This window comes from Mycobacterium montefiorense, from assembly GCF_025823255.1.
Classification (GTDB): domain Bacteria; phylum Actinomycetota; class Actinomycetes; order Mycobacteriales; family Mycobacteriaceae; genus Mycobacterium; species Mycobacterium montefiorense.
Map to the genome: position 1 here is coordinate 246,359 of NZ_JACKVL010000007.1, position 25,361 is coordinate 271,719.

Below are 25,361 nucleotides of genomic sequence, written 5' to 3' on the forward strand. Positions count from 1 at the left end.
GCCCGACGGCCGGTGCGGTTCTAGGAGTCGGGGTCCCACGTGCCCGGCATCATCGGCATGCGCGGGCCGCCGCCGAACGCATCGTCTTCCAGCACCGTTAATCCGGCTGGCGCCGTGGCGGTCTCGGTGGGCCTGGTGCCGGAGAAGCCCGGGTTCCGGAGGGCGCGATCCGCAGCCACCGGCGACGGCCCTGACTCCAGGTCCAGGTATTCATAGCCGCGGCCGAGTTGTTTGGCCTTCGCCCGGCGACGGCGCCGATCCGGAGTCCGTTCGTCGGGCTGTGCCACCACAACTGCCGCCACGATGCCCGGCTTGGCCGCCTTCCTCGCACTGGCGTCGGCGGTTGCCGCCCGCTTGGCGTCCGCGGTCAGGCCACCGAGCAGGTAGGACAGCCCTTCGATGGTGGTGACGGGTGGTGCCGATGGCGGGGCGCCCGGGGTCGGGGGCGCGGGGGCCGCCGCAGGCGCCGGAGCTGGGGCGGACGCGGGGGCCGGAGCCGGAGCCGGCGGCGGAGGCGGGGTGGGTGCCAGTGCCGCCGGGACGAATGCGGGGGCCACGACGATCGGCACCACCGGGATGGCGGGCAGCCCTGCCAAACCCGTCAAGGCCGCCAAGCCGCCCGCCAGCGCGGGGAGCGCCAACGGCACCATGGACACAGTCAGGAGCGGCAGGATGATCGGGATCAGCACCAGCGTCTGTTCGAGCAACGTCTTGAGCAATGCGATGGTGTCGGTGATGATCGTGCCGATGGCTTCGATGGCGGCGAACAACAGAGTCCAGAAGATGGTCGCCGGATTGCCCGACGCGAACGCCGCCGCCAGGTCGGCCGCGATGAACGAAAAGGTCTGCGCCAGAAAGGCGAAGTACGATCCGAAATCCATCGGATAGCCGAGCGCAAACGCGATGTTGAAAGGGCTGAGGAAGCTCAGCGGATTGCCGAGGACGGGCCGCCACGGGTTGAATCCGGAGAACAGGGCCCGAAAGAACGGGTTGTCCTTCAGCAAATCTATGAGCGGCTGGATGAACTTCCTGTAGAAGTCGCCGAACCCGATCCGGTCCAACCATTCCAGGATCTGGCTCTGCCGATTGGGCGGTAGGGACGACGCGGCCGCCGGCGTGTCGGCCGCCATGACCTGTGGCGCCGGTTCGATTTCCGGTGCGGCGGCCACCGCTGCTGTCGCAACACCCTGGTAGGTGCTCATTACGGTGGCGGCCTGGACCCACATGCGCGCATAGTCGGCTTCGTTCAGCGCGATCGGAATGGTGTTGAGGCCGAAGAAGTTGGTTGCCGTCAGGGCGCCGTGGGTCGCGTGGTTGGCGGCCAGCTCCGGCAGGGACGGCATCGTCGCCAATGCCGCCGTGTAGGCGGTGGCCGTGAGTTCGTGCTCGGCCGCGATTGCCGCGCTGACGGCGCTGGCCTGTTCCAACCAGGCCAGATAGGGTGCGTGCGCGTCCACGTATGTCGCGGCCGTCGGGCCGTCCCAGGTTCCGGCCTGCACAGCGCCCAACAGTGCGGTCAGCTCGGCCGCCGTCTGCGCATATTCGACGCTCAATGCGCCCCACGTCAACGCGACGGCCAGCAAGGGGCCGGGCCCTGGCCCGCTGCTGAGCAGCGCCGAATGCACCTCCGGAGGTTCGGCCATCCAGATCGGCGCGGTCATCGGTCGGCGCCCTGCGTTATAACGAAAACCCTTGCGGGAATGATCAAATGGCGGGTGGGGACGACAAAGTCCACCCATGCAGAACGTGACATCTACGTTTGACAGCTCTCTCGGGGTACTCCGCCCCGGGTAGCAGGACGCAATGACGCGAGTGTCCTGGCTCTCGGATCGCTGCTCGCCTCGCCTTCCGGCCTGCTGGTCGTGGCAGTTGAGGGTCGCTCCCCGATGACAGTGGCGGGACCGCGCCGGATTCGCACCGGCTTCCTACATCGTCATCACCTTACGGGTGACATTGTCGCATCCGTTGCGCCCAAGCGAACGAGGGCCGAATCGGGCGAGAGGAAGCGCGGATCACGCCGAGCGTTCCAGCAGCCGCAGCCCCAGGGAAAACAGCAGCCGCACCTCGGGATCACCCAGTGAGGTCGACAGCCGCTTCTCGATCCGGCGCACGCGATAGCGAACCGTGTTGGGATGGACCTGCAGCCACTGCGCGGCCGCCGCGAAGTCGCCGAAGCTATCCAGGTAGACCCGAAGAGTCTCGGCCAGCACCGGGTCGCGGGTCCGCAGGTCGCGTATCCGGGGATCGACCAACCGCTCGTCGGATCCGACCAACGTGACGATCTCGTCGAGCAGGACGGTAGTGCGTGCCTCGGCCAGCGAGGTCACTTGTCCGATCGAAATCGGGTGTCGCTCAGCGCTATCGAGCACGCGATCGACCTCGCTGCGCGCCGCGGCAACGCCGGCCAAACCGGCGACCGGCGCGGCGATGGCGGCCCGCAGCTCAACTCCGAGTTCGGTGCGCAATGCGTTGATCGTGCCGCGGACCCACGAGGTGACCGACCGGGCCGCCGAGGTCTGGGGCAGCAACACATAGATGCGCGCGCCATCCGAGGCTACCTGGGAGTCTCGGCGAAAAGCGCTGGCGCTCAACGCTAAAACGTCGGTCAGCCGCGGGTGACGGGGACCGGCGTCCTTCGCGTCCCAGGCGATCAGCGCGGCGGTACCGTCAGTGGCCAGGCCCAGTTCGCGGGCGATCCCCGCCACGTCGGCCGGTTCGCCGTCGGTGAGGCCGAGCAGTTGCTGCACCCGTCGCGCATGCGTCGATGGCCGGGCCGCCAGCCGGAACATGATCCGGGCGGCCAGCACCGCCGCGCCGCGCAATATCTCCTCGGCGTCGTCGGCCAGCGGCGCCGACCCCTGCTGCACCCAGATAGTGCCGGCGAACACCGGCGGTCGCCGCGGCCCGGCCGGCGGCTGATAGATGCCGATCGCCAGCCTCGGCCGCAGGCGCAACTCCGGACGTTCGTCGACGCGGACCACCTCGCCGCTGGCCCGCAGCGCGTCGAAGATGCCCCACTGGCCGATCCACTCGAGATGTTCGGGCGGCCCGGCCCGGCCCAGGATGGACAGCCGGCGCAGCTCGTCGGCCTCGTCGTTGGAGGCCGAGTAGGCGAGCACGTGCGACTGCGCGTTTTCGATGCTGACCATGCCGTGGATGCGGTCAGCCAGTGACTGCGCCAAGCCGAACAGGTCGGTGCCGGAGTCGTCCATCGGATCGGCCCGATCGCCGTGGTGCTCCAAGACGTGGTTGACCAATTGATAGATCCGCTCCCAGCGGGCCTGCGGTTCCACGGCCACCACCGCCGACCCCACCGCGACGGCCTTGATCACCAGTGCGGTCGACGGCTCCTTGGCGAAGATCGCCACCGGGGCGCGCTCGCGAGCCTGCTTGTCGATCCATCGCAGCGCCTCGTCGTCGCTGACGCCGAGCAGAAAGAACACGTCGGCCAACCCGGCGGCCGCCGCCAGGCCCAGACGGACGTCGTCGGAATCGATCAGCGCCGCCGACCCCACCGGCAGGTCCAGGCCGCGCGGGGCGTCCACCAGGCTGACCAGCGTCGCATCCAGCGCCAACAGCAGCTGGCCCAGTCCAACCCCAGGCACCCGCATGTTGTCCGATTCTACTACAAAGCCCGGATGATCTTATCCGATCAGCTAACAGTATGAGGGGCGGTGCCGAGGATCCTGGCAGCATGGATGCGATCACCCAGGTGCCGACACCGGTCAACGAGCCGGTCCACGACTACGCCTCGCACTCTCCCGAACGCGCCCGCCTGCACGTCGAACTGGCCGAGCTGGCGGATCATCCGATCGACCTCCCGCATGTCATCGCCGGTTCGCACCGAATGGGGGACGGTGAACGCATCGATGTCGTCCAGCCGCACCGGCACGCCGCCACGCTGGGCACCCTGACCAACGCCGGGCACGCCGACGCGGTCGCGGCCATCGAAGCCGCGATGGCCGCGAAGAAGGACTGGTCGGCAATGCCTTTCGACGAGCGCGCCGCCGTGTTCCTGCGGGCCGCCGACCTGCTGGCGGGTCCGTGGCGGGAGAAGATCGCCGCCGCGACGATGCTCGGCCAGTCCAAGTCCGTTTACCAGGCCGAGATCGATTCCCCGTGCGAGCAGATCGATTTCTGGCGGTTCAACGTGGCCTTCGCCCGTCAGATCATGGCGCAACAGCCAGTCAGCGGGCCGGGCGAATGGAACCGCAGCGAGTACCGCCCGCTGGACGGCTTCGTCTACGCGATCACGCCGTTCAACTTCACCTCGATCGCCGGCAACCTGCCGACGGCACCCGCGCTGATGGGCAACACCGTGGTGTGGAAGCCGTCGATCACCCAGACCCTGTCGGCATACCTGACCCTGCAGCTGCTCGAGGCCGCCGGCCTTCCGCCCGGCGTGATTAACCTGGTCACCGGCGACGGCCTCGCGGTTTCCGATGTGGCACTGGCCGATCCGCGGCTGGCCGGCATCCACTTCACCGGATCGACGGCCACCTTCCAGCATCTGTGGCAGCAGGTGGGCACCAACATCGGCCGCTACCATAGCTATCCGCGGCTGGTCGGCGAGACCGGTGGCAAGGACTTCGTGGTCGCACACGCCTCGGCGCGCCCGGATGTGTTGTGCACGGCGCTGATTCGCGGGGCGTTCGACTACCAGGGCCAGAAGTGCTCGGCGGCTTCGCGGGCATTCATCCCGCATTCGGTCTGGCAGCACATGGGTGACGACTTCCTGGGCGCGGCGGCCGCGCTGAGCTACGGCGACATCACCGACCTGACCAACTACGGCGGCGCACTGATCGACCGCCGGGCGTTCACCAAGAACGTCCACGCCATCGAGCGGGCCAAGGGCGCACGCGGCGTCACCATCGCGGCCGGCGGCGAATACGACGACAGCGTCGGCTATTTCGTCCGCCCAACCGTTCTGCTGTCCGACGACCCTACCGACGAGTCTTTCTCGACCGAGTACTTCGGCCCGCTGCTGTCGGTGCACGTCTACCCCGACGATTCCTACGAACGCATCCTCGACGTGATCGACACCGGGTCGCGTTACGCGTTGACCGGCGCGGTGATCGCCGACGACCGCCGGGCCGTACTCACCGCGCAGGACCGGTTGCGATTCGCGGCCGGGAACTTCTACGTCAACGACAAGCCGACCGGGGCGGTCGTCGGGCGCCAGCCGTTCGGCGGTTCCCGCGGTTCGGGGACCAACGATAAGGCCGGTTCGGTGCTGAATCTGCTTCGCTGGACCTCGGCACGCACCATCAAGGAGACGTTCGTCCCGGCCGCGCGGTACACCTATCCGCACATGGGGTCCGACTGATGGCCGGCGTGTTCGCCAACACGCTTCGGCCGGCCATAATGGCCGCCAGCCGGCGCCACGGATTGCGCCGCGCCGCCGAAGGGCTGCCGGTCACCCGTAGGGTGGTGCGCCGCTTCGTCCCGGGCGAAACGATCGACTGCGCGCTCAATAGTGTTGTGGCCCTGCGTGCGTCGAGCCGCCTGGTCAGCGTGGACTATCTGGGCGAGGACGTCTGTGATGCCGACGACGCCGATGCTGCCGCGCAGACCTACCTGGAACTGATCGAGAACCTGGGCCGTCTCGGCGATGCCGTCGGCGGAGATGTCCGGCCGCTGGAGGTGTCGGTCAAGTTGTCGGCGCTGGGGCAATCGCTGGAGCGCGACGGCGAGAAGATCGCCCGGGAAAACGCGTGGTCCATCTGCGATGCCGCCGGGCGGGCCGGCGTGTGGGTAACGGTGGACGCCGAGAACCACACCACGACCGATTCGACGCTGTCCATCGTGCGCGATCTGCGGGCCGAATTTCCTTGGCTAGGAACCGTTTTGCAGGCCTATCTGAGGCGCACGCTGGGCGACTGCGAGGAATTCGCCGCCTCGGGAGCCCGGATCCGGCTGTGCAAAGGTGCGTACGACGAGCCGGCCTCAGTGGCCTACCGGGACCGCGACGAGGTCACCGAGTCGTATCTGACCTGCCTTCGGGCGTTGATGGCAGGGACGGGTTATCCGATGATCGCCTCGCACGACCCCGCGATCATCGAGGCGGTACCGGCCATGGTCAGTCAATCAGGGCGCTGCACTGACGGTTTCGAGTACCAGATGCTGTACGGCATCCGCGACGACGAACAGCGCCGACTGGCCGACGCCGGCAATCAGGTGCGGACGTATGTGCCCTTCGGCACGCAGTGGTACGGATACTTCATGCGCAGGCTGGCCGAACGCCCCGCCAACCTGACCTTCTTCCTGCGGGCGCTGGCGGGCCACTGAGTGTGCGCCGTCGGCGTTGAGTGTGCGTTCAGGGTGCCGGTTGTCGGCGTGACGCCGCCGTAGACGCACACTAAAAGCCGTTAACGCACACTGGACGCGGCGGGTGAACGGCGACCGGCCCAACGCTACTGAGCGCGTCGCGGCCGCGGACGTTCGCTGGCGAACCCGCGCACCACGTGCGCGCACACGAATTCGGTGACGACGTCGGGGTTGTCCATGTCCCGGATCGGCGACGGTGTGCTGAACAGCGAGAACAGGATTCGCGCGAACCATTCACCCGCGGCTTCGACGTCCAGGTCCTTGCGGACCTCACCGGTCAGCTTCGCGGCGGACAGATAGGGCGCCAGAAAGTCCACGCATTCGCGCAGCAGTACGGCCGCATCCTTGGTCAGCAGCAGACTGATCGCGTCTTCGTCGAAGTACTCCTCGGAGGCCATCACCCGTCGCGCCTGCATCACGAATACCGCTGCTGCACAAAGCTTGTCCTCAAGCGTGCCGCCCCTATCCATCGCCATGGACATCTCGCGATAGAACCACTCGGACGCATGCTCGGCGCACGCCTCGACGATGGCGGCCTTGTCGGAAAAGTACTCGTAGATGGTGCTGCGGGACACCCCGGCCCGCTTGGCGATGTCGACGATCGTCGCCTTCTGCAAACCCTGCTTGCCGAAACACCAGAACGCGGACTCGACGATGAGCTCGCGGGTATCGGCCGCGTGAGTCAACTCGGAAGCCGTCATGGTGTCCTCCCTTCTACGACGCGCTTACCCGGCCGGCGCGAGAATCAGGCCACTGGTCGGCACTCCGGTTCCGGAGGTGACCAACACGTGTTCGACATTGTCGACCTGGTTATGTGACGTTCCGCGAATCTGGCGCACGCCTTCGGTGATGCCGTTCATCCCGTGGATGTAGGCCTCGCCGAGCAGTCCGCCATTGGTGTTGATCGGGAATTCCCCGCCTAGCGAGAGCCGTTCGACGGTGGCGAAGTCTTTGGCTTCGCCACGTCCGCAGAACCCGAGTTCTTCGAGCTGGGTGAATACGAAAGGCGTGAAATGGTCATAGATGAAGGCGGTTTGGATGTCTTGGGGCTTGAGGCCGGAGTCACGCCACAGCCGGTCGGCGACCACGCCCATCTCCGGGAGCCCGGTGATGTCGTTGCGGTAATAGCTGGTCATCATTTCGCCGTTGGCCGCCGCGCCCTGGGCGGCCGCACTGATGATCGCCGGCGGCTGCCTCAGGTCGCGAGCGCGTTCGGCGCTGGTCACCACCAGCGCGACTCCGCCGTCGCTCTCCTGACAGCAATCCAGCAGTCGCAGTACGGGTTCGACGATCCAGCGGGAATTCTGATGGTCTTCCAACGTGATCGGCCGCTGGTAGAACCACGCGTCGGGGTTGGTAGCGGCGTGCTTGCGGTCGACGACCGCGATGCGGCCGAAGTCCTCGTTGGTGACGCCATAGGTCGACATGTAGCGCTGCGCGTGCATCGCGACCCACGCTGCGGGAGTGAGCAATCCGAATGGCGCGTAGTGCGCCATGAACAACGGGGTCTCCGCACTGGTGCGTCCGCTGCCGCCGAACCGGAACCCGGAGCGTTCGTTAAAGGCCCGCCAGCACACCACCACATCGGCGACGCCACTCGCGACGGCCATGGCCGCGTGCACGACCGTGCCGGACGCCGCGCCGCCGCCGTGATGCACCCGGGAGAAGAAGCTGAGATCGCCGATGCCCACGTTGCGGGCGATATCGATCTCGTCGCTGGAGTCCATCGTGAAGGTGACCATGCCGTCGACGTCACTGGGGGCCAGGCCGGCATCGTCGAGCGCGGCGCTGACCGCTTCGCACGCCAATTGCAGTTCACTGCGCCCGGATTCCTTGGAGAACTCGGTCTGACCAATTCCGGCGATCGCGCAGCTGCCGGGTAGGGCGCTCACGCTCCACCCCTTTCCAAGGCTCCGTCGAGCAGGCTGAGGATCGCGGTACCCGAGACATGGTCGCCAAGGCTGTTGGAGCCCCTGAAGGTGACCTCGACGAAGTTCTCGCCGCCCGTCCCTTCGGTCTTGCCGGTCACGCTCCCGGTGAAGCGCAGCGGATCATCGGGAAAACACGGCACGCCAAGCCGGATCGAGAGATTCTTGACCATCGCTTCGGGGCCGGCCCAGTCGGTCAGGAAGCGCACGCAATATCCGTTGGTGGTCAGGATGTTCATGAACAGGTTGGGCGATCCCTGCTTCTTGGCGTATTCAACATCGTGGTGCACCGGCATGAAGTCACGCGACGCGATCGCGCCGGCAACGATCATCGTTGTGGTGATCGGGATTTCGAGCGGGGTGGCCTCGTCACCGACATTGATGTCGGCCCACTTCAGGGTGGTGGTGCGGTTTGCGGTCGTCGTCATCGGTTTCCTTCTTGATAGGTGCTGCCGATAGCGGCCAGCTGCGCGGTGGCGCAGCCTTGAGTGAGCTCGTTGTGCTTGGCCCAGAGGAAATAGCGGTGCAGGGGATAGGTGACGTCGATCCCGATCCCGCCGTGCACATGTTGAGTAGTGGAGGCAACGCGCGCGCCGGCGTCGGCGGCCCAGAACTTCGCGATGCGCGCAGCCCGCTGCGCGGGACGTCCGTTGGCGATCAGCCAGGCCGCATGCCAGGTGGTCCATCGGATCGCTTCGACGTCGATGAAGGCGTCGGCCAGTCGCTGTTGCACGGCCTGGAAGCTGCCGATCGGACGGCCGAATTGCTCACGTCCGCTGGTGTATTCCGCGGCGAATCGCAAAGCCCGCTCGGCCACACCGAGCTGGATCGCGCACAGCCCGACCAACGCGCGGGTGTAGAGCGATTCTATTCCGCCGTCGAGCCGGTCGGCCGCGGAAACAGTTGCACCATCGAGGAATACGTCGGCGTGCGGTTCGCGGTTGGTGGTCGCCACCGGCCGGACCTCAACACCGGATGCGTCACATGGCAGCAGGAACAGGCTCGCCTGGCCGTCGTCGGTGCTGGCGGGCACCACGACGGTATCGGCGAGCTGGGCGGCCGGCACCAGTTCCTTGATCCCCTCGAGCCGCCAGTTCTGGCCGTCGCGGCGGGCCTTGGTGACGGGGCTCATCGGGTTGGAGCGGCCGGGTTCTTGTAGCCCCGCGGTCAGGATGCGGGTTCCGGCGATGACGTCGGGCAGGAATCGTTGTTGCTGCTCGCGAGTTCCGTGCCGGGCAATGGGATCCGCGCCCAGCACCAGGGTCGCGTAGGCCGGCACCGGCGCGACGCTCCATCCGACCTCGGCCAGCAGCACGCCGAGTTCCACGAAGCCGCCGCCATTGCCGCCCGACGATTCCGGCAACCCGGTGCCGAGCAGGTCGACGGACGCGAGTTCTTTCCAGAGTGCGGCGTCGTAACGGGTCTGGCCGGCTTCGAGTTCGGTGAGCCGCTCAGGGGTGGCGCGGCGGTCAAAGAGATCGCGGGCCAGCTTGCTGATGGTCTCTTGCTCTTCGGTGAAGGTGAAGTCCATGCGGCATTACCTAGCTGCTCGGCCGGAACTGATGCAGCACAAGGTCGTTGTCGAAGGCTTGGTAAATAACCTCGACCGGCATCCCGACCGTGACGTCCGCCGGGTCGATTTCGCACAGGTTCGACACCAACCGCACCCCCTCGGCAAGCTCCACCAGCACCACGATGTAGGGATACTCGAAGAACGGAAACTTGGGTTCGTGCGGCATTACGTAGCTGTAGACGGTGCCGCGGCCGCAGGACTCGATGGGCTCCCAATCCAGGGAACGGCAGCCCGGACACATCGGCCGCGCCGGATTGCGCAGCGTTGCGCACCCCTTGCAGCGCTGGATCAGCAGCTTGTGCTCGCGCAGCCCGTTCCAGAAGAACTCGGTGTCCGGACTGATCGCCGGTGCCAGTCTGGCGGTCATGAGTTCTCCGGCTTGAAGCGCAGCACCCGGAATCGCTGGCGGCCCAGCACTTCGCCGTTCTGGTCGGTGTAGGTGATCACCCAGGTCAAGAAGAATCCGGATCCCTTCGCCGTCTTCTTCTCGTCGGAGACTTCCTCGAACACCGACGTCGCGCTGATCACGTCGCCGAGTGCGGGATAGCGTTCGATCTCGAACTCCGAGTTGGTCGCCACCGTGCTGCTGTAGCCGGCTTCGTCCAGGAAGGCCGTGGGGTTGTCCTTGATCTCCATCGGGGCGCCGCCGCGCTCGCCGATGCCCTCCAGCTTAGGTGACGGCATCGTCCACGTTTGAAGCATGACCGGCGGTGACACGATGCCGCCGAACCGCGACGCGGCCGCGAACTCCGGGTCGAGGTAGACCGGGTTCATGTCGTCGAGCGCGTAAGCCCAATGCCGGATCATCGGCTGATTCACCGGATCCGGTGCAAGGGTTGGCTTTCCGCTGCCCCCGGTGGGCTGGTTGACGAGCCACCGCAACTTGGTGCGGAACTCGGGATCTTGGTCGGTCACTGGATGGATCCTCCTGACTTTTCCGTGGCCCGAAGGTCACGAGGTGCCCGTGGCATGCCCAATCCCGCCATGGCGATGATGTCACGTTGAATTTCGTTGGCGCCCCCGCCGAACGTATTGATGACCGCGAACCGGTACGCGGATTCGCACGCCCCCCGCAGTGGCGCATCGTTGCCGCGGCGTAATCCGTTGTGGTCGAGCACTTCCAGCAATTGACGGGCGACCTGCTGGGTGAGTTCGGTCCCGAACACCTTCGCGGCCGAGGCTTCGCCCATATTGAGCACGCCCTTGGTCATCGCCGCATTGACCCGCAGATTGATCAACTTGTACGCGGCGACCTGCGCCTCGACCCGGGCCAGCACCTGCTGAACCCACGGCTGGTCGATGACGCGCCCGTCGTCGAGCGGAGTGCGACGTGCCCACTCCAATGTCTTTTCGAACAGCGGCTCGAGCGCACCGAGATTGCCCAGCGCCGCGCGTTCGAAGTTCAGCTGCGTGGTGATCAGTTGCCAGCCCTGATTCTCGCCGCCCACCAGGGCGCTCGCCGGGACTCGCACGTCGTCGTAGAACGTGTAGAAGGTGGAGATGCCCGGCATGGTGTGCAGCGGCTGCCAAGAGAAGCCGGGCGACGAGGTGGGCACGATGAGGATGGAAATCCCCTTGTGCTTCTTGGCATTCGGATCGGTACGTGCGGCGAGCCAGATGTAGTCGGCGTAGGCGGCGCCGCTGGTGAACATCTTCTGCCCGTTGATCACGTACTCGTCGCCGTTGCGAACCGCGGTGGTGCGTACCGACGCCAGGTCGCTTCCGGCGCCGGGCTCGGAATAGCCGATCGCGAACTCGACGCTGCCGTCGAGAATTGACGGCAGAAACTTCTGCTTCTGCACCTCGGTGCCGCACTGCATCAGGGTCGGCCCGACGGTGCCGAGCGTCACCAGCGGGATCGGAGCGTCGACCCGGCGCGCCTCTTCGGAGAAGATGAATTGCTCGATCGCCGAGAAACCCCGTCCGCCATATTCTTTGGGCCAGCCGACGCCGAGCAGGTCGGCCGCGGCCAGAGCGCGGACGCACTCCCGCACCTGGGGACCGCCCTCGATGCGGTCCTTGATCGCGTCGGTGCGCTCGGGTGTCATCACCTGTTCCAGCTTGCTGCGGAACTCGGTGCGCAACTGCTCCTGCTCGGGGGTGTACTCGAGTTGCATCGCTCAGCCGCCCGTCCCAAGCCGCACCGGCATGCGTTTCACTCCGGGCACCATCGTGGCGCGCATTCGGTCGACCTCACCCACCAGTTCGATGGCGGGGAAGCGCCGCAGCAACTCGTCGAACATCACCGTCGCCTCCAGGCGCGCCAATTGCGCACCGATGCACGAATGTTCGCCGCAGCCGAACGCGATGTGCGGATTCGGATGCCGGGTCACTTTGAATTCCTCTGAGTCGGAACCGAATACGTCCTCGTCCCGGTTGGCCGATCCGTACAACATCACCACCACCTCGCCTGCGGCGATCCGCCGACCACGAATCTCGACGTCGGCAGTGGCGGTGCGGGCCATGTGGACCATCGGACTGTTCCACCGCAGCATCTCTTCGACGGCGAGTGGGATCAGCGCCGGGTCCTCGACGAGTAACCGGCGCTGGTCGGGATGTGCGATCAGCGCCAGCGTGCCCAGCGCGATCAGATTGCGGGTGGTTTCGTTTCCGGCGACCAGCAGCAGGAACGCGAAGTTGAGCAGGTCTTCGTCGGTGAGCCGCTGGTCATCGATCTCGGCGCCGGCCAGCACCGACAGCAAGTCGTCGCGTGGTTGGATGCGCCGGGCGGCGATCAGCTGCTGGAAGTACTCGTAGAGCTGCCCGGCCGCGACCAACGGGTCGAGCTCGATCTCCGGATCGGCCGTTCCGGTGGCCGCATCCGACCAGGCCCGGAATTGCTCCCAGTCGTCCGGCAGGGCGCCGATGAGTTCGGCGATCAGGCGGGTGGGCAGCGGAGCCGCGATCTGTTCGGCGAACTCGTGCACCGAACCCGGCTCGATGCCGTCGAGGATGCCCGCCACGATCTCGCGGATCTTCGGCTCGAGCACCGATACCCGGCGCCTGGTGAATCCCGAGTTGATCAGCTTGCGCATCTGCCGGTGGCGCGGCGGATCGGTGAAGATGAGACTGCCTTGCTGCACCGGGTTGGGTAGATGCGGATCGGGGATGGTGACGCCCTGCGTGGAGGTGAACAGGGCCGGGTTACTCGACACGAAGCGGATGTCCTCGTACTTGAGCAGCGCCCAGAAGTTGGTGACGTCGTTCCAGCACACCGGCGACGTCGCACGCAGTTCCCGGTACGCCGGGTAGGGATCGCCCGCATAGAAGTCGGGGGAGTGCAGTTCAAAGGTGGTCTGCACGGCCATGCCTCCCTAGGGCTTCGGCAGGATCGCCATCCGACAGATTGCCTTAATGTGTCCTGCGAGGTCGTGTCTACTCTGGGCTGCCCAACCCTGTCAATACGCACGCAACGCGGTGCAATAGCCCGGAATTCAGGGGATCGGTGATTGACGCCATAGGTGCTGGCGTGTACACCAGGTGTTTAGGTGACCGACTTTCGGGTGAGGATGCAGATGACCGAGCTACCAACTCCGGGAACTCTTGTCGACACTTACCAGCTCTACATCGATGGCCACTGGGTAGCGCCGGACGATGGTCGCTTCGACGACATCTCGCCGGCCAGTGAGCAGACCATCGCTACCGCTCCCGACGCGAGCGTCAGCCAGGTTGGCGACGCGATCGCGGCCGCGCGCCGGGCTTTCGACAGCGGACCGTGGGGAACCATGAGCGCCGAGCAGCGCGCCGGGTGCCTGAACCAGTTGGGCGAGGCGCTGACCAAGCATGCCGACGAGTTCTTCGCGCTATCCCAGCTGGAATGGGGCTGCATCGCCAATGAGCGGATGATGCAGATCGACGGCGCCGGGTTCATGTCCATGCATGCCGCCCAGCTCGCTACCCAGCTGACCGACCAAGAGGTCACTGGTATCAGCGCCGGAACCACGTTGCTGCGGCACGCGCCGTTGGGTGTGGTATCGGTGTTGACACCGTGGAACTTCCCGCACTGTTTGAACGTGATGAAGCTCAATCATGCTCTGGCGGCAGGCAATACCGTCGTACTCAAGCCCTCGCCGTTGACACCGCTGGCCGGTTTGGCGCTGGCGCGACTCATCGACGAGCACACCGACATCCCGCCCGGGGTGGTCAACGTGGTCACGCCGTCGGGCGTCGAGGCGGCCAAGTTGCTGACCACCGACCAGCGCATCGACATGGTGAGCTTCACCGGCAGCTCGGTCGTCGGTCGCGAGGTGATGTCCGCCGCCGCGGACACGATGAAGCGGATCCTGCTGGAGTTGGGCGGCAAGTCGGCGAGCATCGTCCTCGACGACACGCAAGTCACCGACGAAATGCTGGAAAAGATGCTGTTCGACTGCTGTTCGCTGCACGCTGGTCAGGCGTGCATCCTGCACAGCCGGCTGCTGCTTCCCGATTCGCTGCACGACGATGTCGTCGACCGGCTGGTGGCGCTGGCCCGCAACGTCAAGGTCGGCGACCCCACCGATCCGGACGTGCAGATGGGACCGCTGATCAGTTGGGCGCAGCGCAATCGCGTCGAGGACCACGTCTCGCGGGCGCTGGGCGACGGAGCGAAACTGGCGACCGGTGGCCGCCGCCCGCCCGGCCTCGATGCCGGCTTCTACTTCGAGCCGACGATTCTGACTGACGTGCAACAGGATTCGGCCATCGCCCAGGAAGAAGTATTCGGTCCGGTGTTGACGGTGCTGCGCTACCGCGACGACGACGACGCGGTCGCGATCGCGAACAACTCGCAGTACGGGCTTTCCGGTGCGGTGTGGGGCGGCGACGTGGACCGTGCTGTCGGGATCGCGCGCCGCATCCGTAGCGGCCAGGTCGCGGTCAACGGCATCAGTCCGGGCGGCGCGCCGTTCGGCGGCTTCAAACTCAGCGGGCTGGGGCGTGAGGGCGGTGGCATCGTCGGGTTACACCAGTACATGGAACCGATGGCCATCGGGGTTCCCGGGTGACGGGACCCCTCGCGGGGCTGCCCGTCGTCGAAATCGCCACCGAAATCTCAGGCCCCTACGCCACCAAGCAACTTGCCGACCTGGGCGCCGAGGTCACCAAAATCGAGCCGCCCGAAGGGGATCCGCTGCGGCATTGGGGGCCCTTCTCCGGCGGCGTTGCCGACCGACAATGCGGCGGCTTGTTCGAGTACCTGAATGCCGGCAAGCGCGTCACGACTCTGGACGATGCCAGTGAGCTGATCGCGCATGCGGACCTGCTGGTCGAGAATCTCGGACCCGGAACGCTGGAAGGTTGGGGATTCGACAACGACACCCTGGGCAAGATCAACCCGAACCTGTTGTTGCTCCGCATATCCGCATTCGGGCAGTCTGGGCCGTGGCGGGGCCGGCCGGCCACGTCGCTGACCCTGCAGGCGGCGTCGGGCTGGGTCAGCGCCCGCGACCCCGACCGGCCGCCGGTGCAGGTGGGCGCCCGCATCGCCGAATACGTCGCGGGCGCCTATGGCGCGTTGGGCGCTTTGACCGCGCTGCGACTGCAGCCCGCGGGCCGGGTTCGGGAAGTCGACGTTTCCGAACTCGAGTCGCTGCTGTCGACGCTGCCGTATCCAATGCTGATGGCGCAGAAGATGCGAAGTCTCGGCTTGCCCACCAACGCTCGCGGGGCCCCGATGCTGGGCGTCGTTCGCGCCGCCGACGGCTGGGTGGGGATCAACTGTCTGACGGGCCAGCATTGGCTCGACGTGTGCGCGATGCTCGGCCTGTCGGAGTTCGCCGAGCAGCAGATCGCGATCATGATGGGCGGCCCCGAGCGCGCCGAATTCTACGCTCGCGCAGAGCCGTTGCTCGCGCAGCAAACCGTCGCGCAGATCGTCGACCTGAGCCAGGCGTTACGCATTCCGGCCGCTCCGGTCAACGACGGCGCCACCGTGCTGGAATGTCCGCAATACGCCAAGCGCGAGTTCTTCGTTGATGGCGGGGGATTCCAACGCCCCGGGGCGCCGTTCCGGTTCACTAAAGGCCCGGTGGTACGGCAGCATCCGGTGCCCCCTCGGACGTCGGGAACCCTTCCGTTCGCGGGACTGAAAGTCCTTGACCTGACTACCTTCTGGGCGGGAGCCTATCTGACCTGTTACCTGGGTGCGTTCGGGGCCGACATCGTCAAGGTGGAGTCCATGCAGCGGCCCGACGGATTCCGCTACTCGGGCGCGTTTCCCTTCGAGGGCGACGACTGGTACGAGCGCAGCGGGCTATGGCAGGCCACCAACCTCAACAAGAAAGACCTGACCCTGGACCTGACGTCGGTGCGCGGCCTAGAGATCGCCAAGCGGCTGGCCGCGCAGGCTGACGTCGTCTTGGAGAACTTCTCACCGCGAGTGGTGGAGCAGTTCGGTCTGGACTACGAATCCCTGGCGGCGCTGAAGCCCGACGTGATCTTCGTCCGGATGCCGGGTTTCGGCTTGCACGGCCCTTGGCGCGACTACGTCGGGTGGGCGTTGAACTTCGAGCAGACAGCCGGGATGTCGGCGGTCACCGGATACCCAGACGGGCCGCCCTGCAACCCGCAAGGGCCCGCCGATCCCGTCGTCGGTGTGCACGCCGGCGTCGCGCTGTTGGCCGCACTCGAGCACCGGCGCCGTACCGGTGAGGGTCAGCTGGTCGAGGTCGCCCAGATCGAGGTCGCCGCGTGCGTGACCGCCGAGCCGGTGATCGAGTATTCGATGAACGGTGTTGTGCAGCAACGCGAAGGGAATCGGCGGCGCGGTTACCTGCAGGGGGTGTATCCGACCGCCGAGGACGGTGTGTGGGTCGCATTGTCCATCCCCGACGATGCGACGCTCGACCACGACGTCTTCGACGAGCTGGTCGCCGGCTGGACCAGCACCCAGCAGCCGGGCACTATCGTCGAAACCCTTCGAGCACAAGGCATTCCGGCTGAGCAGGTGATCACCGGCGAGCAGATGTATGACCCCGGGCTGATCGGCGGCCAGCTCGACGCGCGCGGATACTACGAAGAGTTCGAACACCCGATCACCGGCGGCCACCGCTATCCCGGCTGGCCGTTTCGCATCACCCCCGGGCCGGACCGCCACCACCGCAGCGCCCCGCCCACCCTCGGGCAGCACAACGACGAGGTGCTGCGCGGTCTCGGCCTTTCCGACGACGAGCTGGCGACCCTGCGGAACGAACGGGTTATTGGCGAGCGGGTGCTGGGCGCCTAGCCCGCCCGGGCCGATGCGCCTTCCGTGGGCGACACCTGACGTGCCAAGCTGCTGGCATGGCCTTCGAAATCGCCCGCCCCAAACTAGAAGGAAACGTCGCGGTCGGCGTAGACCGCCAAATCGGGTTCGCCAAATTCGGTGACCCGCAGGGGCGAGCGGTGTTCTGGCTGCACGGCACTCCGGGCGCCCGCCGTCAGATTCCGACCGAGGCCCGCGTCTACGCCGAAGAGCACGGCATCCGGCTGATCGGCCTGGACCGCCCCGGGATCGGCTCGTCGACGCCGCACCGGTACCAGAACATCGCCGCCTTCGCCGACGACCTGCGCACGATTGCGGACATTCTGGGCATCGACAAAATGGCCGTCATCGGCCTGTCCGGCGGCGGTCCGTACGCTCTCGCGTCAGCCGCGCGGCTGCCCGATCGGGTGGTGGCGGCCGGGATTCTCGGCGGCGTCGCGCCGTTCCTCGGTGACGAAGGCATCACCAGCGGCCTGATGAACCTGGGCAAGCGGGTGGCACCGCTGCTGCAGCTGGGCGGTGATCCGTTGCGGATCGGCGCCAGCCTGCTGGTCCGCTCGATCCGCCCGGTCGCGAACACCGCCCTGTCTCTGTATGCCGCGATCTCGCCCGAAGCTGATCGGCGCCTGCTCACCCGGCCCGAGTTCGGCGCCATGTTCCTCGACGACCTGCTCAACGGCAGCCGCAAGCAGCTGGCGGCCCCCTTCAACGACGTCATCCTGTTCACCCGCGACTGGGGATTCCGGCTCGACGAGGTCAGGGTCCCGGTCCGCTGGTGGCACGGCGACCACGACCACATCGTGCCCTTCGCGCACGGCGAGCACGTGGTGTCCCTGCTGCCCGACTGCGAGCTGTTCGTGCTGCCGGGTGAAAGCCATCTCGCCGGGTTGGGCCGCGGCGAAGAGATCCTCTCCACACTGACGAAAATCTGGGACGAGCAGGCCTGACGCCGCGTTGCCGGATTGTCTAGGTAGTGTGCTGACGTGCTGCTGGCATCGCTGAACCCCGCCGCTGTTACCGCGACCGACATCCCTGATGCGGTCAGGATCGACGGCGCTGTATTGAGTCGCAGCGACCTGGTCGGTGGTGCGACGTCGGTGGCGGAACGCGTCGGCGGCGCGGGCCTGGTTGCGATCCTGGCCACCCCAACCGTCTCGACCGTGCTGGCGGTCACCGGCTGCTTGATCGCCGGCGTCCCGTTCGTCCCGGTGCCCTCCGACGTCGGGGTGGCCGAACGCCGGCACATGCTGACCGACTCCGGCGCGCACGCCTGGTTGGGACCGGAGCCGGACGACCTAGAGGGTCTGGGGCACATCCCGGTCCGATCGCACGCCCGCTCCTGGCACCGCTATCCCGAGCCGCCGCCCGAGGCCACCGCCATGGTCATCTACACCTCGGGCACCACGGGTCTGCCCAAGGGTGTGGTGGTGAGCCGCTCCGCGATCGCCGCCGATCTGGACGCACTGGCGCAGGCGTGGCAGTGGACACCAGACGACGTGCTGGTGCACGGCTTGCCGCTGTTCCACATCCACGGGTTGGTGCTCGGCCTGCTCGGGTCGTTGCGGGTCGGAAATCGCTTCGTGCACACCGGAAAACCGACACCGGCGGGCTACGCCCAGGCCCGTTCGGAATTCGGTGGCACGCTGTATTTCGCGGTGCCGACGGTGTGGTCGCGCGTGGTCGCCGATCAGGCGGCCGCCGAGACGCTACGAGGAGCGCGGCTATTGGTGTCCGGGAGCGCCGCGCTGCCGGTGCCGGTGTTCGACCGGCTGGAACAACTCACCGGGCACCGGCCCATCGAGCGCTACGGCGCCTCGGAGTCGTTGATCACGGTGTCGACGCGAGCCGACGGCGAGCGCCGCCCCGGCTGGGTCGGCCTGCCACTGGCCGGCATCGAGACCAGATTGCTCGACGACGCCGGCGAACTCGTCGCGCACGACGGGGAGACCGTCGGAAAGCTTCAGGTTCGTGGCGCGACGATGTTCGACGGCTACCTGAATCGGCCGGACGCCACCGCCGAGTCCTTCGATGCCGATGGTTGGTACCGCACCGGCGACGTCGCGGTCATCGGTGCCGACGGCATGCATCGCATCGTGGGCCGCGAATCGGTTGACCTGATCAAGTCGGGCGGATATCGGATAGGCGCGGGGGAAATCGAAACGTCGCTGCTCGGGCATCCGGGTGTGCAGGAAGCGGCCGTTGTCGGCATGCCCGACGACGACCTGGGCCAACGGATCGTCGCATTCGTGGTCGGCTCGTCCGATCTCAACACCGACGAACTGATTAACTTTGTCGCCCAAGACCTTTCGATACACAAGCGACCGCGTGAGGTCCGCCTGGTGGAGGCGTTGCCACGCAATGCGATGGGCAAGGTCGTCAAAAAGCAGCTGCTGTCCGAGGGATGAGACACCGAGCCATTTCTGGTAAGCAGGTTTAGGGGGCGTCATACCGGCCGGGTAACAAACCGGTCACAGAATGGCTTGTCAGCTGGAACTTTGAGTGACACGCAGGATATTGACAGGCTTTCGGACGAGCAAGAGTCCACCCCTTCGCCTAATTTCGTTTGTGACATGCAGGCAAACACACCAAGGGGACAGTTAGGAATGTGCCATGGGTGAGTCGATCCGCCCAGCGGACCTTGTGACGACGATCGCTGACAAACCGCGCGCCACACCGATGACGCGTGTTGCGGTCTCGTGCCTGGTCGGCTCGGCAATCGAGTTCTACGACTTCCTGATCTACGGCACCGCGGCAGCGCTGGTGTTTCCCGCCGTGTTCTTCCCGAGCCTCACTCCCGGCGTCGCGATGGTCGCCTCGATGGGGACATTCGCCACAGCGTTTTTGTCCCGGCCCATCGGTGCGGCCGTTTTCGGCTACTTCGGTGACCGGCTGGGCCGCAAGAAGACGCTGGTTTCCACGCTGATGGTCATGGCCGTGGCCACTGTGGGCGTGGGCCTGGTTCCCACCACCGCATCCATCGGGATGGCCGCGCCGTTGCTCCTAATGGGACTGCGGCTGCTGCAGGGGTTCGCGGTGGGCGGCGAATGGGCCGGGTCGGCGTTGCTGAGCGCCGAGTACGCACCCGGTGGCCGCCGTGGCCTGTACGGCATGTTCACCCTGCTCGGCGGCGGCATCGCCGGAGTGCTGAGCAGCCTGACCTTTCTGGGCGTGAACGTCACCATCGGCGAATACAGCCCCGAGTTCCTGCAGTGGGGATGGCGGGTGCCGTTTCTGATCAGCTCGGTCTTGATCGCGCTGGCCCTGTACGTGCGACTCAACATTGACGAGACTCCGGTGTTCGCCGAGGAGAAATCCCGCAACCTGGTGCCCAAAGCGCCGCTGACCGAGGTGTTTCGCCTGCAGGGGCGGGAGATTTTTCTCGCTGCTGGCAGCGTGCTGGGCACCATGGCGTTCTGCTACATGGGCAACACCTATCTGGCGATGTACGCCCACACCCACTTGGGCTACACCCGCAGCTTCATCTGGTCGGTCGGCGTGCTCAGCGGCGTGATGAGCATCGTGTCCGTGGTGATCTCGGCCAGCATGTGCGATCGGCTCGGCCGGCGCCGGATCATGTTGATGGGCTGGGCGGCCTCGGTGCCGTGGGCGTTCGTGGTGATTCCGCTGATCGACACCGGCAATCGGTCGCTGTACGCGGTCGCGATCGCCGGCACCTTCGCGGTCACCGGGTTCGGCAGCGGGCCGACGGCAGCCTTCATTCCGGAGCTTTTCGCCACCCGCTACCGCTACAGCGGCTCGGCGCTTTCGATCAACCTGGCCGGCGTCCTCGGTGGGGCCCTGCCGCCGCTGATCGCCGGAACCCTGCTGACGACCTACGGCAGTTGGTCGATCGGTGCAATGCTCGGCGCGCTCGCGCTGACCAGCCTGGTCTGCACCTACCTGCTGCCCGAAACCCACGGCACCCAGCTGTAGGCACTGGCTCAGTTGGCGTGCAGCTCCTGGTTGAGGGCGATGCCCTGACCGCCGCGGGCCACCACTTCCACGGCCCCGCTCACCGAATTGCGGCGGAACAACAGGTTATTGCCGCCGGAGAGTTCGAGTGCCTTCATCGTTTTGCTCTCGGGCGTGAGGACTTTGGTACCCGCGGTGATATACAGGCCGGCCTCGACGACGCAGTCGTCACCCAGCGAGATGCCCAAGCCGGCATTGGCGCCGAGCAGACACCGCTTGCCGATCGATATGACTTCGGTGCCGCCGCCGGACAGCGTGCCCATGATCGAGGCACCGCCGCCGATGTCGGAGCCGTCGCCGACCACCACCCCGGCCGAGATGCGCCCTTCCACCATCGAGGTGCCCAAGGTGCCGGCGTTGTAGTTGACGAAACCCTCATGCATCACGGTGGTGCCGGCCGCCAGGTGCGCGCCGAGGCGCACCCGGTCGGCGTCGGCGATGCGGACCCCGGTCGGCATCACGTAGTCGACCATCCGCGGGAACTTGTCGACGCCGTAAACACTCACCTGTCCCTTGCGGCGCAGCCGTGCCCGAACCGCCTCGAAGCCCTCGACCGCGCACGGTCCGTGATTAGTCCACACCACATTGGTCAATACCCCGAACAAGCCGCCGGCGTTCAGCCCCTGCGGCGCGACCAGTCGGTGAGACAGTAAGTGCAGCCGCAGGTAGGCGTCGTAGGCGTCGGCGGCCACCTCGTCGAGTGAGCCGATGACCGTGCGAACGGCGACGGTCTCGGTGTTGCGATCGTCGTCTCGTCCCACCAGTGCGGCCAGTTCCGGCGGAACGTCGGACAGCGCCAGGCGCGACGTGGCGCTGGCGTCCGATTCCGTCAGTTCCGGTGAGGGAAACCAAGTGTCGAGGATCGATCCGTCGGAGGCCAGCGTCGCCAACCCGATACCTGCAGCTCCAGTCACGGCGGTCAGGTTACTTCCTACGCCGAGCAGACGCAGAATCGCACCCCAACGTGGCCGCAAGCGTGATTCTGCGTTCCCCCGGCAAGCGGGAGGTGCCCCCAGCTCGCCGACCACTACGCTGGTTGCGTGCTGGACTTGCATGGGGATCCGATCATGTTGACCGCGGCGCTGGTCGACATCCCTAGCGAGTCGAGGCACGAAGCGCGCATCGCCGACGAGGTGGAGGCCGCGCTGCGGGCCCAGACTTCCGGTTTCGAGATCATCCGCAACGGCGACGCCGTGCTGGCGCGTACCCGGCGCAACCTGCCGTCGCGGGTGCTGCTGGCGGGTCATCTCGACACCGTCCCGGTAGCCGAAAACCTGCCCAGCCGCCGCTCGAGCGGCCCCGAGGGCGACGTGCTGTACGGCTGCGGCACCTCCGACATGAAGTCCGGCGACGCCGTCTTCCTGCATCTGGCCGCCACCGTGACCGAACCGGTGCACGACCTGACGCTGGTGATGTACGACTGCGAGGAAATCGACGCTGCCGCAAACGGTTTGGGCCGCATTGAGCGCGAGCTGCCGGACTGGCTGGCCGCCGACGTCGCGATCCTGGGCGAGCCTACCGGAGGCTTCATCGAAGCCGGCTGCCAGGGCACGCTGCGAGTCATGCTCAGCGCCAGTGGAACTCGCGCACACTCGGCTCGCTCCTGGTTGGGCGACAACGCAATTCACAAGCTCGGTGAGGTGCTCGACCGGTTGGCCCGATACCAGGCTCGCACCGTCGACATCGACGGCTGTGAGTACCGCGAAGGCCTGTCGGCAGTGCGCGTCGACGGCGGGGTCGCGGGCAACGTCATTCCCGACGCCGCCTGCCTCACGGTCAACTACCGGTTTGCGCCCGACCGGTCGCCGGCCCAGGCGCTGCGGCACGTGCACGAGGTGTTCGACGGGATCGACGTGCGCATCGAGCAGACGGACGGCGCGGCCGGCGCGCTACCCGGCCTGTCGCAGCCCGCCGCCAAGGCTCTGGTCGAGGCGGCCGGTGGACAGGTTCGGGCGAAATACGGCTGGACCGACGTAGCCCGGTTCGCCGCATTGGGCATCCCGGCGGTTAACTTCGGACCCGGTGACCCCAACCTGGCCCACGCCCGCGACGAGCGGGTACCCGTCGCCGCGATCACCGCCGCGGTGGACATGCTGCGGCCCTACCTGGGCGGCTAACCGCCCTGCTGCGCCTGCGCGGCCGCAGTGACGGCCGCGGCATGCAAACCCGCCGCCGTCAGCTCCTCGGCCACCGCGCCCAGTGCCGCCCCGTCGCCGGTCGCCAACGCTTTGGCATGAGCCAGGGCAAGCCGTCCCAGCGCGCAGTCCACCTCGTCGCAGAGCCGGGCCAGCGGATCCACCGCGCGGATGTCGCCCAGGCGGACGGCCTCGTGCCAGACGCGCAGCGCCACCGCCGACTGCCCGCGGCGTTCGGCCATCCGCGCCGCGTCGCGGACCGCGGCGATCGCCCCGTGCGAGTCGCGCTCGGCGGCCAGCCGCCAGGCCCGCGCCACACCCAGCTCGGGACTGAACAGCGCCGACTTGGTTCCATGCCGAGATTCCGCCCTGCTCAAGGCTTTTGCCGCACCAGCGATATCGCCCTGCTGGGCCAGCGCGGTGGCCAGCAGCATCAGCGACAGCGGACCCCACGAATAGCCGGTGCGTTCCAGCGCGGTCGCCGCCGGGCCCAGCAGGGCGGTGGCTTCACCGAATCTGCCGGCGGCGATCAGCACGTGCGCTAGCAGCACCTCGCCGATCGCGCGGCCCGGCTGCTGCAGTTCGGCGAAATCGGTGAACTGCTGGGCGAGTTCGGTCGCGGTATCGAGCCGACCCGCCATCAGCAGGGTCGTGGTCTCGCCCAGGCCGACCGTGAACCGCAGCAGCCCCGGGTGCTCGGCGCCCAGCGCGCGCTGCGCGGCCGGCTCGACGTCGGCGAACCGGCCCTGGCGTGCCGAGCACAGCGTGGCCGCACTGGCCGCCCAGGCCACCGCCTGGTCGTCGGCGGCCGGCGAGGCCAGCACGGCATGCGCGATCTCGACCGCCCGCTCGATGTTGCCCGCGTTCATCGCGAAGGTTGAGCTCAGCGCGTCGAGCGTGAGGCGCGGGCCGACATCGGGGACGCGATTGCGGATGGTCTGCAGGAACGCGGTGGCCCGCTCCGGCTCGCTGAGCATGAAGAACTGATTGGCCGCCCGCAGCAGCGTCCAGCTCATCAGCTCTGCTTCGGACAACGCCGCGGAGTCGACCGCGGCCAGCAGCGCCTCCGCCTCCCTGCCGCGGCCCTGGAACGCCAGGGAATTCGCCAGCGGCAGCCGCGCCGCCAGTGCGTCGGAGCGATCCGTCGCGGAGCGCGCCAGTCGCTCGCCGAGGGTGAGATCGCCGAGCCGCAGCGCCTGTTGTGCGGCGTCGACGACGTCGGCCACCGGCTGCGGGGCATCGCTGTCCAGGGCCAGGGACGCCAGCCGCAGCCGGTCGCTGAGGTGATCCATTGGCTGCTGGGACTGCAGCGTGACCAACTCGGTACGCCGCTGTCGGGCACCGTCGGCGCCCAGCGCGGCACGCGCGCGTTCGGAGAACAGCGGGTGAGCGGTGTACACCACCGGATCGTTTGCTCGCTCATCGCGCACCCGGGTTTCCGCCGCGCCCCACTCCTGGGCCTCGGCGACCGCGCCGTCGCCGGCCAGCATGGTGAGATCGGCCAGCGACAGCGGCTCCTCGACGGCGAGGTAGTCGAGCACCGCCCGCGCCGCGGCAGGCAACTCGGTGATGAAGGTGTCCACCTCCGCGGGGCTGGTGGCCTCGCCGGGCGCGTCGACGTCGATGCGGTCGAGCAGACCGTCGGTCCACAGCGCGGCGATGGCTTCGGGTGCCGCGTCCGCACGGGCGGTGACGATCATTCGGGCGGTGCCGGCCAGCGCCAGCTGGTAGACGAGCGTTGCCGACAGGATGTCCAGGTCGTGGGCGTCGTCCACGATCAGCAGCAGATCGCCCTGCCGGTCGCGGCTCAGCGACGCCCGAGCCGCCCGCAACAACGCGGCCGGCTTTCCGATGTCGGCGATATCGACGACGTGGCTGAAAGCCCCGAACGGGACCACCCGTTCGGTTGGGGTTCCGGTGACCCATCGGATGAAAGTGTCCGGGTGCCGGCTACCGAAATGCTCGGCGGCCAACCGCGCCAGCGTGGACTTACCGACACCGTCGGGACCGAGCACCACGGCGCCGCGCAGCGTCCCGTCACCCAGGGCTGCATCCAGCTGTTCCAGGGTGGACGCGTGCTGCGGGACGTTCCATCGAATCGGCATCGCCGAATTTTATTGCGGCGCGGTGGCCCGCTGGTGACTAGCTAGCACGAATGCCCGATACGTGCCCGACCCGGGGGGCTTTGGTCTACCTTTGGCGGT

The 25,361-nt window shown here is 67.1% G+C and carries 20 protein-coding genes and 1 riboswitch; of the genes, 8 read left to right on the top strand and 12 right to left on the bottom strand.

Going from position 1 to position 25,361, the window contains the following annotated elements; all coding sequences use genetic code 11:
* Positions 1–20: 20 nt before the first annotated feature.
* Both H7K34_RS05800 and H7K34_RS05805 read right to left on the bottom strand, forming a co-directional pair.
* Positions 21–1,661: a PPE family protein gene (locus H7K34_RS05800; RefSeq protein WP_264060838.1), complete on the bottom strand. Its 1,641-nt coding sequence runs from the start codon at positions 1,659–1,661 to the stop codon at positions 21–23.
* 129 nt (positions 1,662–1,790) lie between these two features.
* Positions 1,791–1,971, bottom strand: a riboswitch (cobalamin riboswitch).
* A 41-nt stretch (positions 1,972–2,012) separates the two neighbouring features.
* Positions 2,013–3,611, bottom strand: coding sequence for a PucR family transcriptional regulator (locus H7K34_RS05805; protein WP_264060839.1), 1,599 nt, complete (start codon positions 3,609–3,611; stop codon positions 2,013–2,015).
* An 83-nt stretch (positions 3,612–3,694) separates the two neighbouring features.
* Between H7K34_RS05805 and pruA the strand changes: the two genes are divergently transcribed.
* Both pruA and H7K34_RS05815 read left to right on the top strand, forming a co-directional pair.
* The gene (pruA, locus tag H7K34_RS05810) at positions 3,695–5,326 is read left to right on the top strand and encodes an L-glutamate gamma-semialdehyde dehydrogenase (protein ID WP_264060840.1); all 1,632 of its coding nucleotides are present in this window, start codon (positions 3,695–3,697) and stop codon (positions 5,324–5,326) included.
* Positions 5,326–6,288 (top strand): proline dehydrogenase family protein, encoded by a 963-nt coding sequence (locus H7K34_RS05815; RefSeq protein ID WP_264060842.1) that lies wholly within the window; start codon positions 5,326–5,328, stop codon positions 6,286–6,288. The genes pruA and H7K34_RS05815 overlap by 1 nt, the downstream gene beginning before the upstream one ends.
* Before the next feature lie 125 nt (positions 6,289–6,413).
* Here H7K34_RS05815 and H7K34_RS05820 read toward each other — a convergent pair whose 3' ends face one another.
* The 8 genes from H7K34_RS05820 to H7K34_RS05855 are packed head-to-tail and all read right to left on the bottom strand — an operon-like array spanning position 6,414 to position 13,136.
* Positions 6,414–7,028, bottom strand: coding sequence for a TetR/AcrR family transcriptional regulator (locus H7K34_RS05820; protein WP_264060843.1), 615 nt, complete (start codon positions 7,026–7,028; stop codon positions 6,414–6,416).
* A 24-nt stretch (positions 7,029–7,052) separates the two neighbouring features.
* Positions 7,053–8,219 (bottom strand): lipid-transfer protein, encoded by a 1,167-nt coding sequence (locus H7K34_RS05825; RefSeq protein WP_264060845.1) that lies wholly within the window; start codon positions 8,217–8,219, stop codon positions 7,053–7,055.
* Positions 8,216–8,683 (bottom strand): MaoC family dehydratase, encoded by a 468-nt coding sequence (locus H7K34_RS05830; protein WP_264060846.1) that lies wholly within the window; start codon positions 8,681–8,683, stop codon positions 8,216–8,218. The genes H7K34_RS05825 and H7K34_RS05830 overlap by 4 nt, the downstream gene beginning before the upstream one ends.
* On the bottom strand, positions 8,680–9,786 hold the full coding sequence (locus H7K34_RS05835) for an acyl-CoA dehydrogenase family protein (RefSeq protein ID WP_264060848.1): 1,107 nt from the start codon (positions 9,784–9,786) through the stop codon (positions 8,680–8,682). Before H7K34_RS05835 ends, H7K34_RS05830 begins: the two co-directional genes overlap by 4 nt.
* Before the next feature lie 10 nt (positions 9,787–9,796).
* Positions 9,797–10,195, bottom strand: coding sequence for a Zn-ribbon domain-containing OB-fold protein (locus H7K34_RS05840; RefSeq protein WP_264060850.1), 399 nt, complete (start codon positions 10,193–10,195; stop codon positions 9,797–9,799).
* Positions 10,192–10,743 carry a MaoC family dehydratase gene (locus H7K34_RS05845; protein WP_264060851.1) on the bottom strand — a complete coding sequence of 184 codons (552 nt, stop codon included), beginning with the start codon at positions 10,741–10,743 and terminating at the stop codon, positions 10,192–10,194. The genes H7K34_RS05840 and H7K34_RS05845 overlap by 4 nt, the downstream gene beginning before the upstream one ends.
* The gene (locus H7K34_RS05850) at positions 10,740–11,945 is read right to left on the bottom strand and encodes an acyl-CoA dehydrogenase family protein (RefSeq protein ID WP_264060853.1); all 1,206 of its coding nucleotides are present in this window, start codon (positions 11,943–11,945) and stop codon (positions 10,740–10,742) included. The genes H7K34_RS05845 and H7K34_RS05850 overlap by 4 nt, the downstream gene beginning before the upstream one ends.
* 3 nt (positions 11,946–11,948) lie before the next feature.
* Positions 11,949–13,136, bottom strand: a complete 1,188-nt coding sequence (locus tag H7K34_RS05855; protein ID WP_264060857.1) for a cytochrome P450 — start codon at positions 13,134–13,136, stop codon at positions 11,949–11,951.
* A gap of 207 nt (positions 13,137–13,343) precedes the next feature.
* On the opposite strand from H7K34_RS05855, the gene H7K34_RS05860 reads away from it, so the two are divergent.
* The 5 genes from H7K34_RS05860 to H7K34_RS05880 all read left to right on the top strand — a co-directional run bounded on the left by H7K34_RS05860 (position 13,344) and on the right by H7K34_RS05880 (position 20,983).
* A complete protein-coding gene (locus tag H7K34_RS05860; protein WP_264060859.1) occupies positions 13,344–14,813 on the top strand; it encodes an aldehyde dehydrogenase family protein in 1,470 nt (489 codons plus the stop codon).
* A complete protein-coding gene (locus H7K34_RS05865) occupies positions 14,810–17,032 on the top strand; it encodes a CaiB/BaiF CoA transferase family protein (RefSeq protein ID WP_264060861.1) in 2,223 nt (740 codons plus the stop codon). Before H7K34_RS05860 ends, H7K34_RS05865 begins: the two co-directional genes overlap by 4 nt.
* Before the next feature lie 56 nt (positions 17,033–17,088).
* On the top strand, positions 17,089–17,997 hold the full coding sequence (locus H7K34_RS05870) for an alpha/beta fold hydrolase (RefSeq protein WP_264060862.1): 909 nt from the start codon (positions 17,089–17,091) through the stop codon (positions 17,995–17,997).
* A 36-nt stretch (positions 17,998–18,033) separates the two neighbouring features.
* Positions 18,034–19,455 carry an acyl-CoA synthetase gene (locus H7K34_RS05875; protein WP_264060865.1) on the top strand — a complete coding sequence of 474 codons (1,422 nt, stop codon included), beginning with the start codon at positions 18,034–18,036 and terminating at the stop codon, positions 19,453–19,455.
* Positions 19,456–19,726: 271 nt separating this feature from the next.
* Positions 19,727–20,983, top strand: a complete 1,257-nt coding sequence (locus H7K34_RS05880; RefSeq protein WP_264060982.1) for an MFS transporter — start codon at positions 19,727–19,729, stop codon at positions 20,981–20,983.
* Between the two features lie 8 nt (positions 20,984–20,991).
* Here the strand turns inward: H7K34_RS05880 and dapD are convergent, their stop codons facing one another.
* Complete coding sequence (gene dapD / locus H7K34_RS05885; protein ID WP_264060983.1) at positions 20,992–21,945, bottom strand: 2,3,4,5-tetrahydropyridine-2,6-dicarboxylate N-succinyltransferase; 954 nt, start codon at positions 21,943–21,945, stop codon at positions 20,992–20,994.
* 117 nt (positions 21,946–22,062) lie between these two features.
* On the opposite strand from dapD, the gene dapE reads away from it, so the two are divergent.
* Positions 22,063–23,139 (top strand): succinyl-diaminopimelate desuccinylase, encoded by a 1,077-nt coding sequence (dapE, locus tag H7K34_RS05890; RefSeq protein ID WP_264060866.1) that lies wholly within the window; start codon positions 22,063–22,065, stop codon positions 23,137–23,139.
* Here dapE and H7K34_RS05895 read toward each other — a convergent pair.
* Positions 23,136–25,262 carry a tetratricopeptide repeat protein gene (locus H7K34_RS05895; RefSeq protein ID WP_264060867.1) on the bottom strand — a complete coding sequence of 709 codons (2,127 nt, stop codon included), beginning with the start codon at positions 25,260–25,262 and terminating at the stop codon, positions 23,136–23,138. The genes dapE and H7K34_RS05895 overlap by 4 nt on opposite strands.
* Positions 25,263–25,361: the final 99 nt, after the last annotated feature.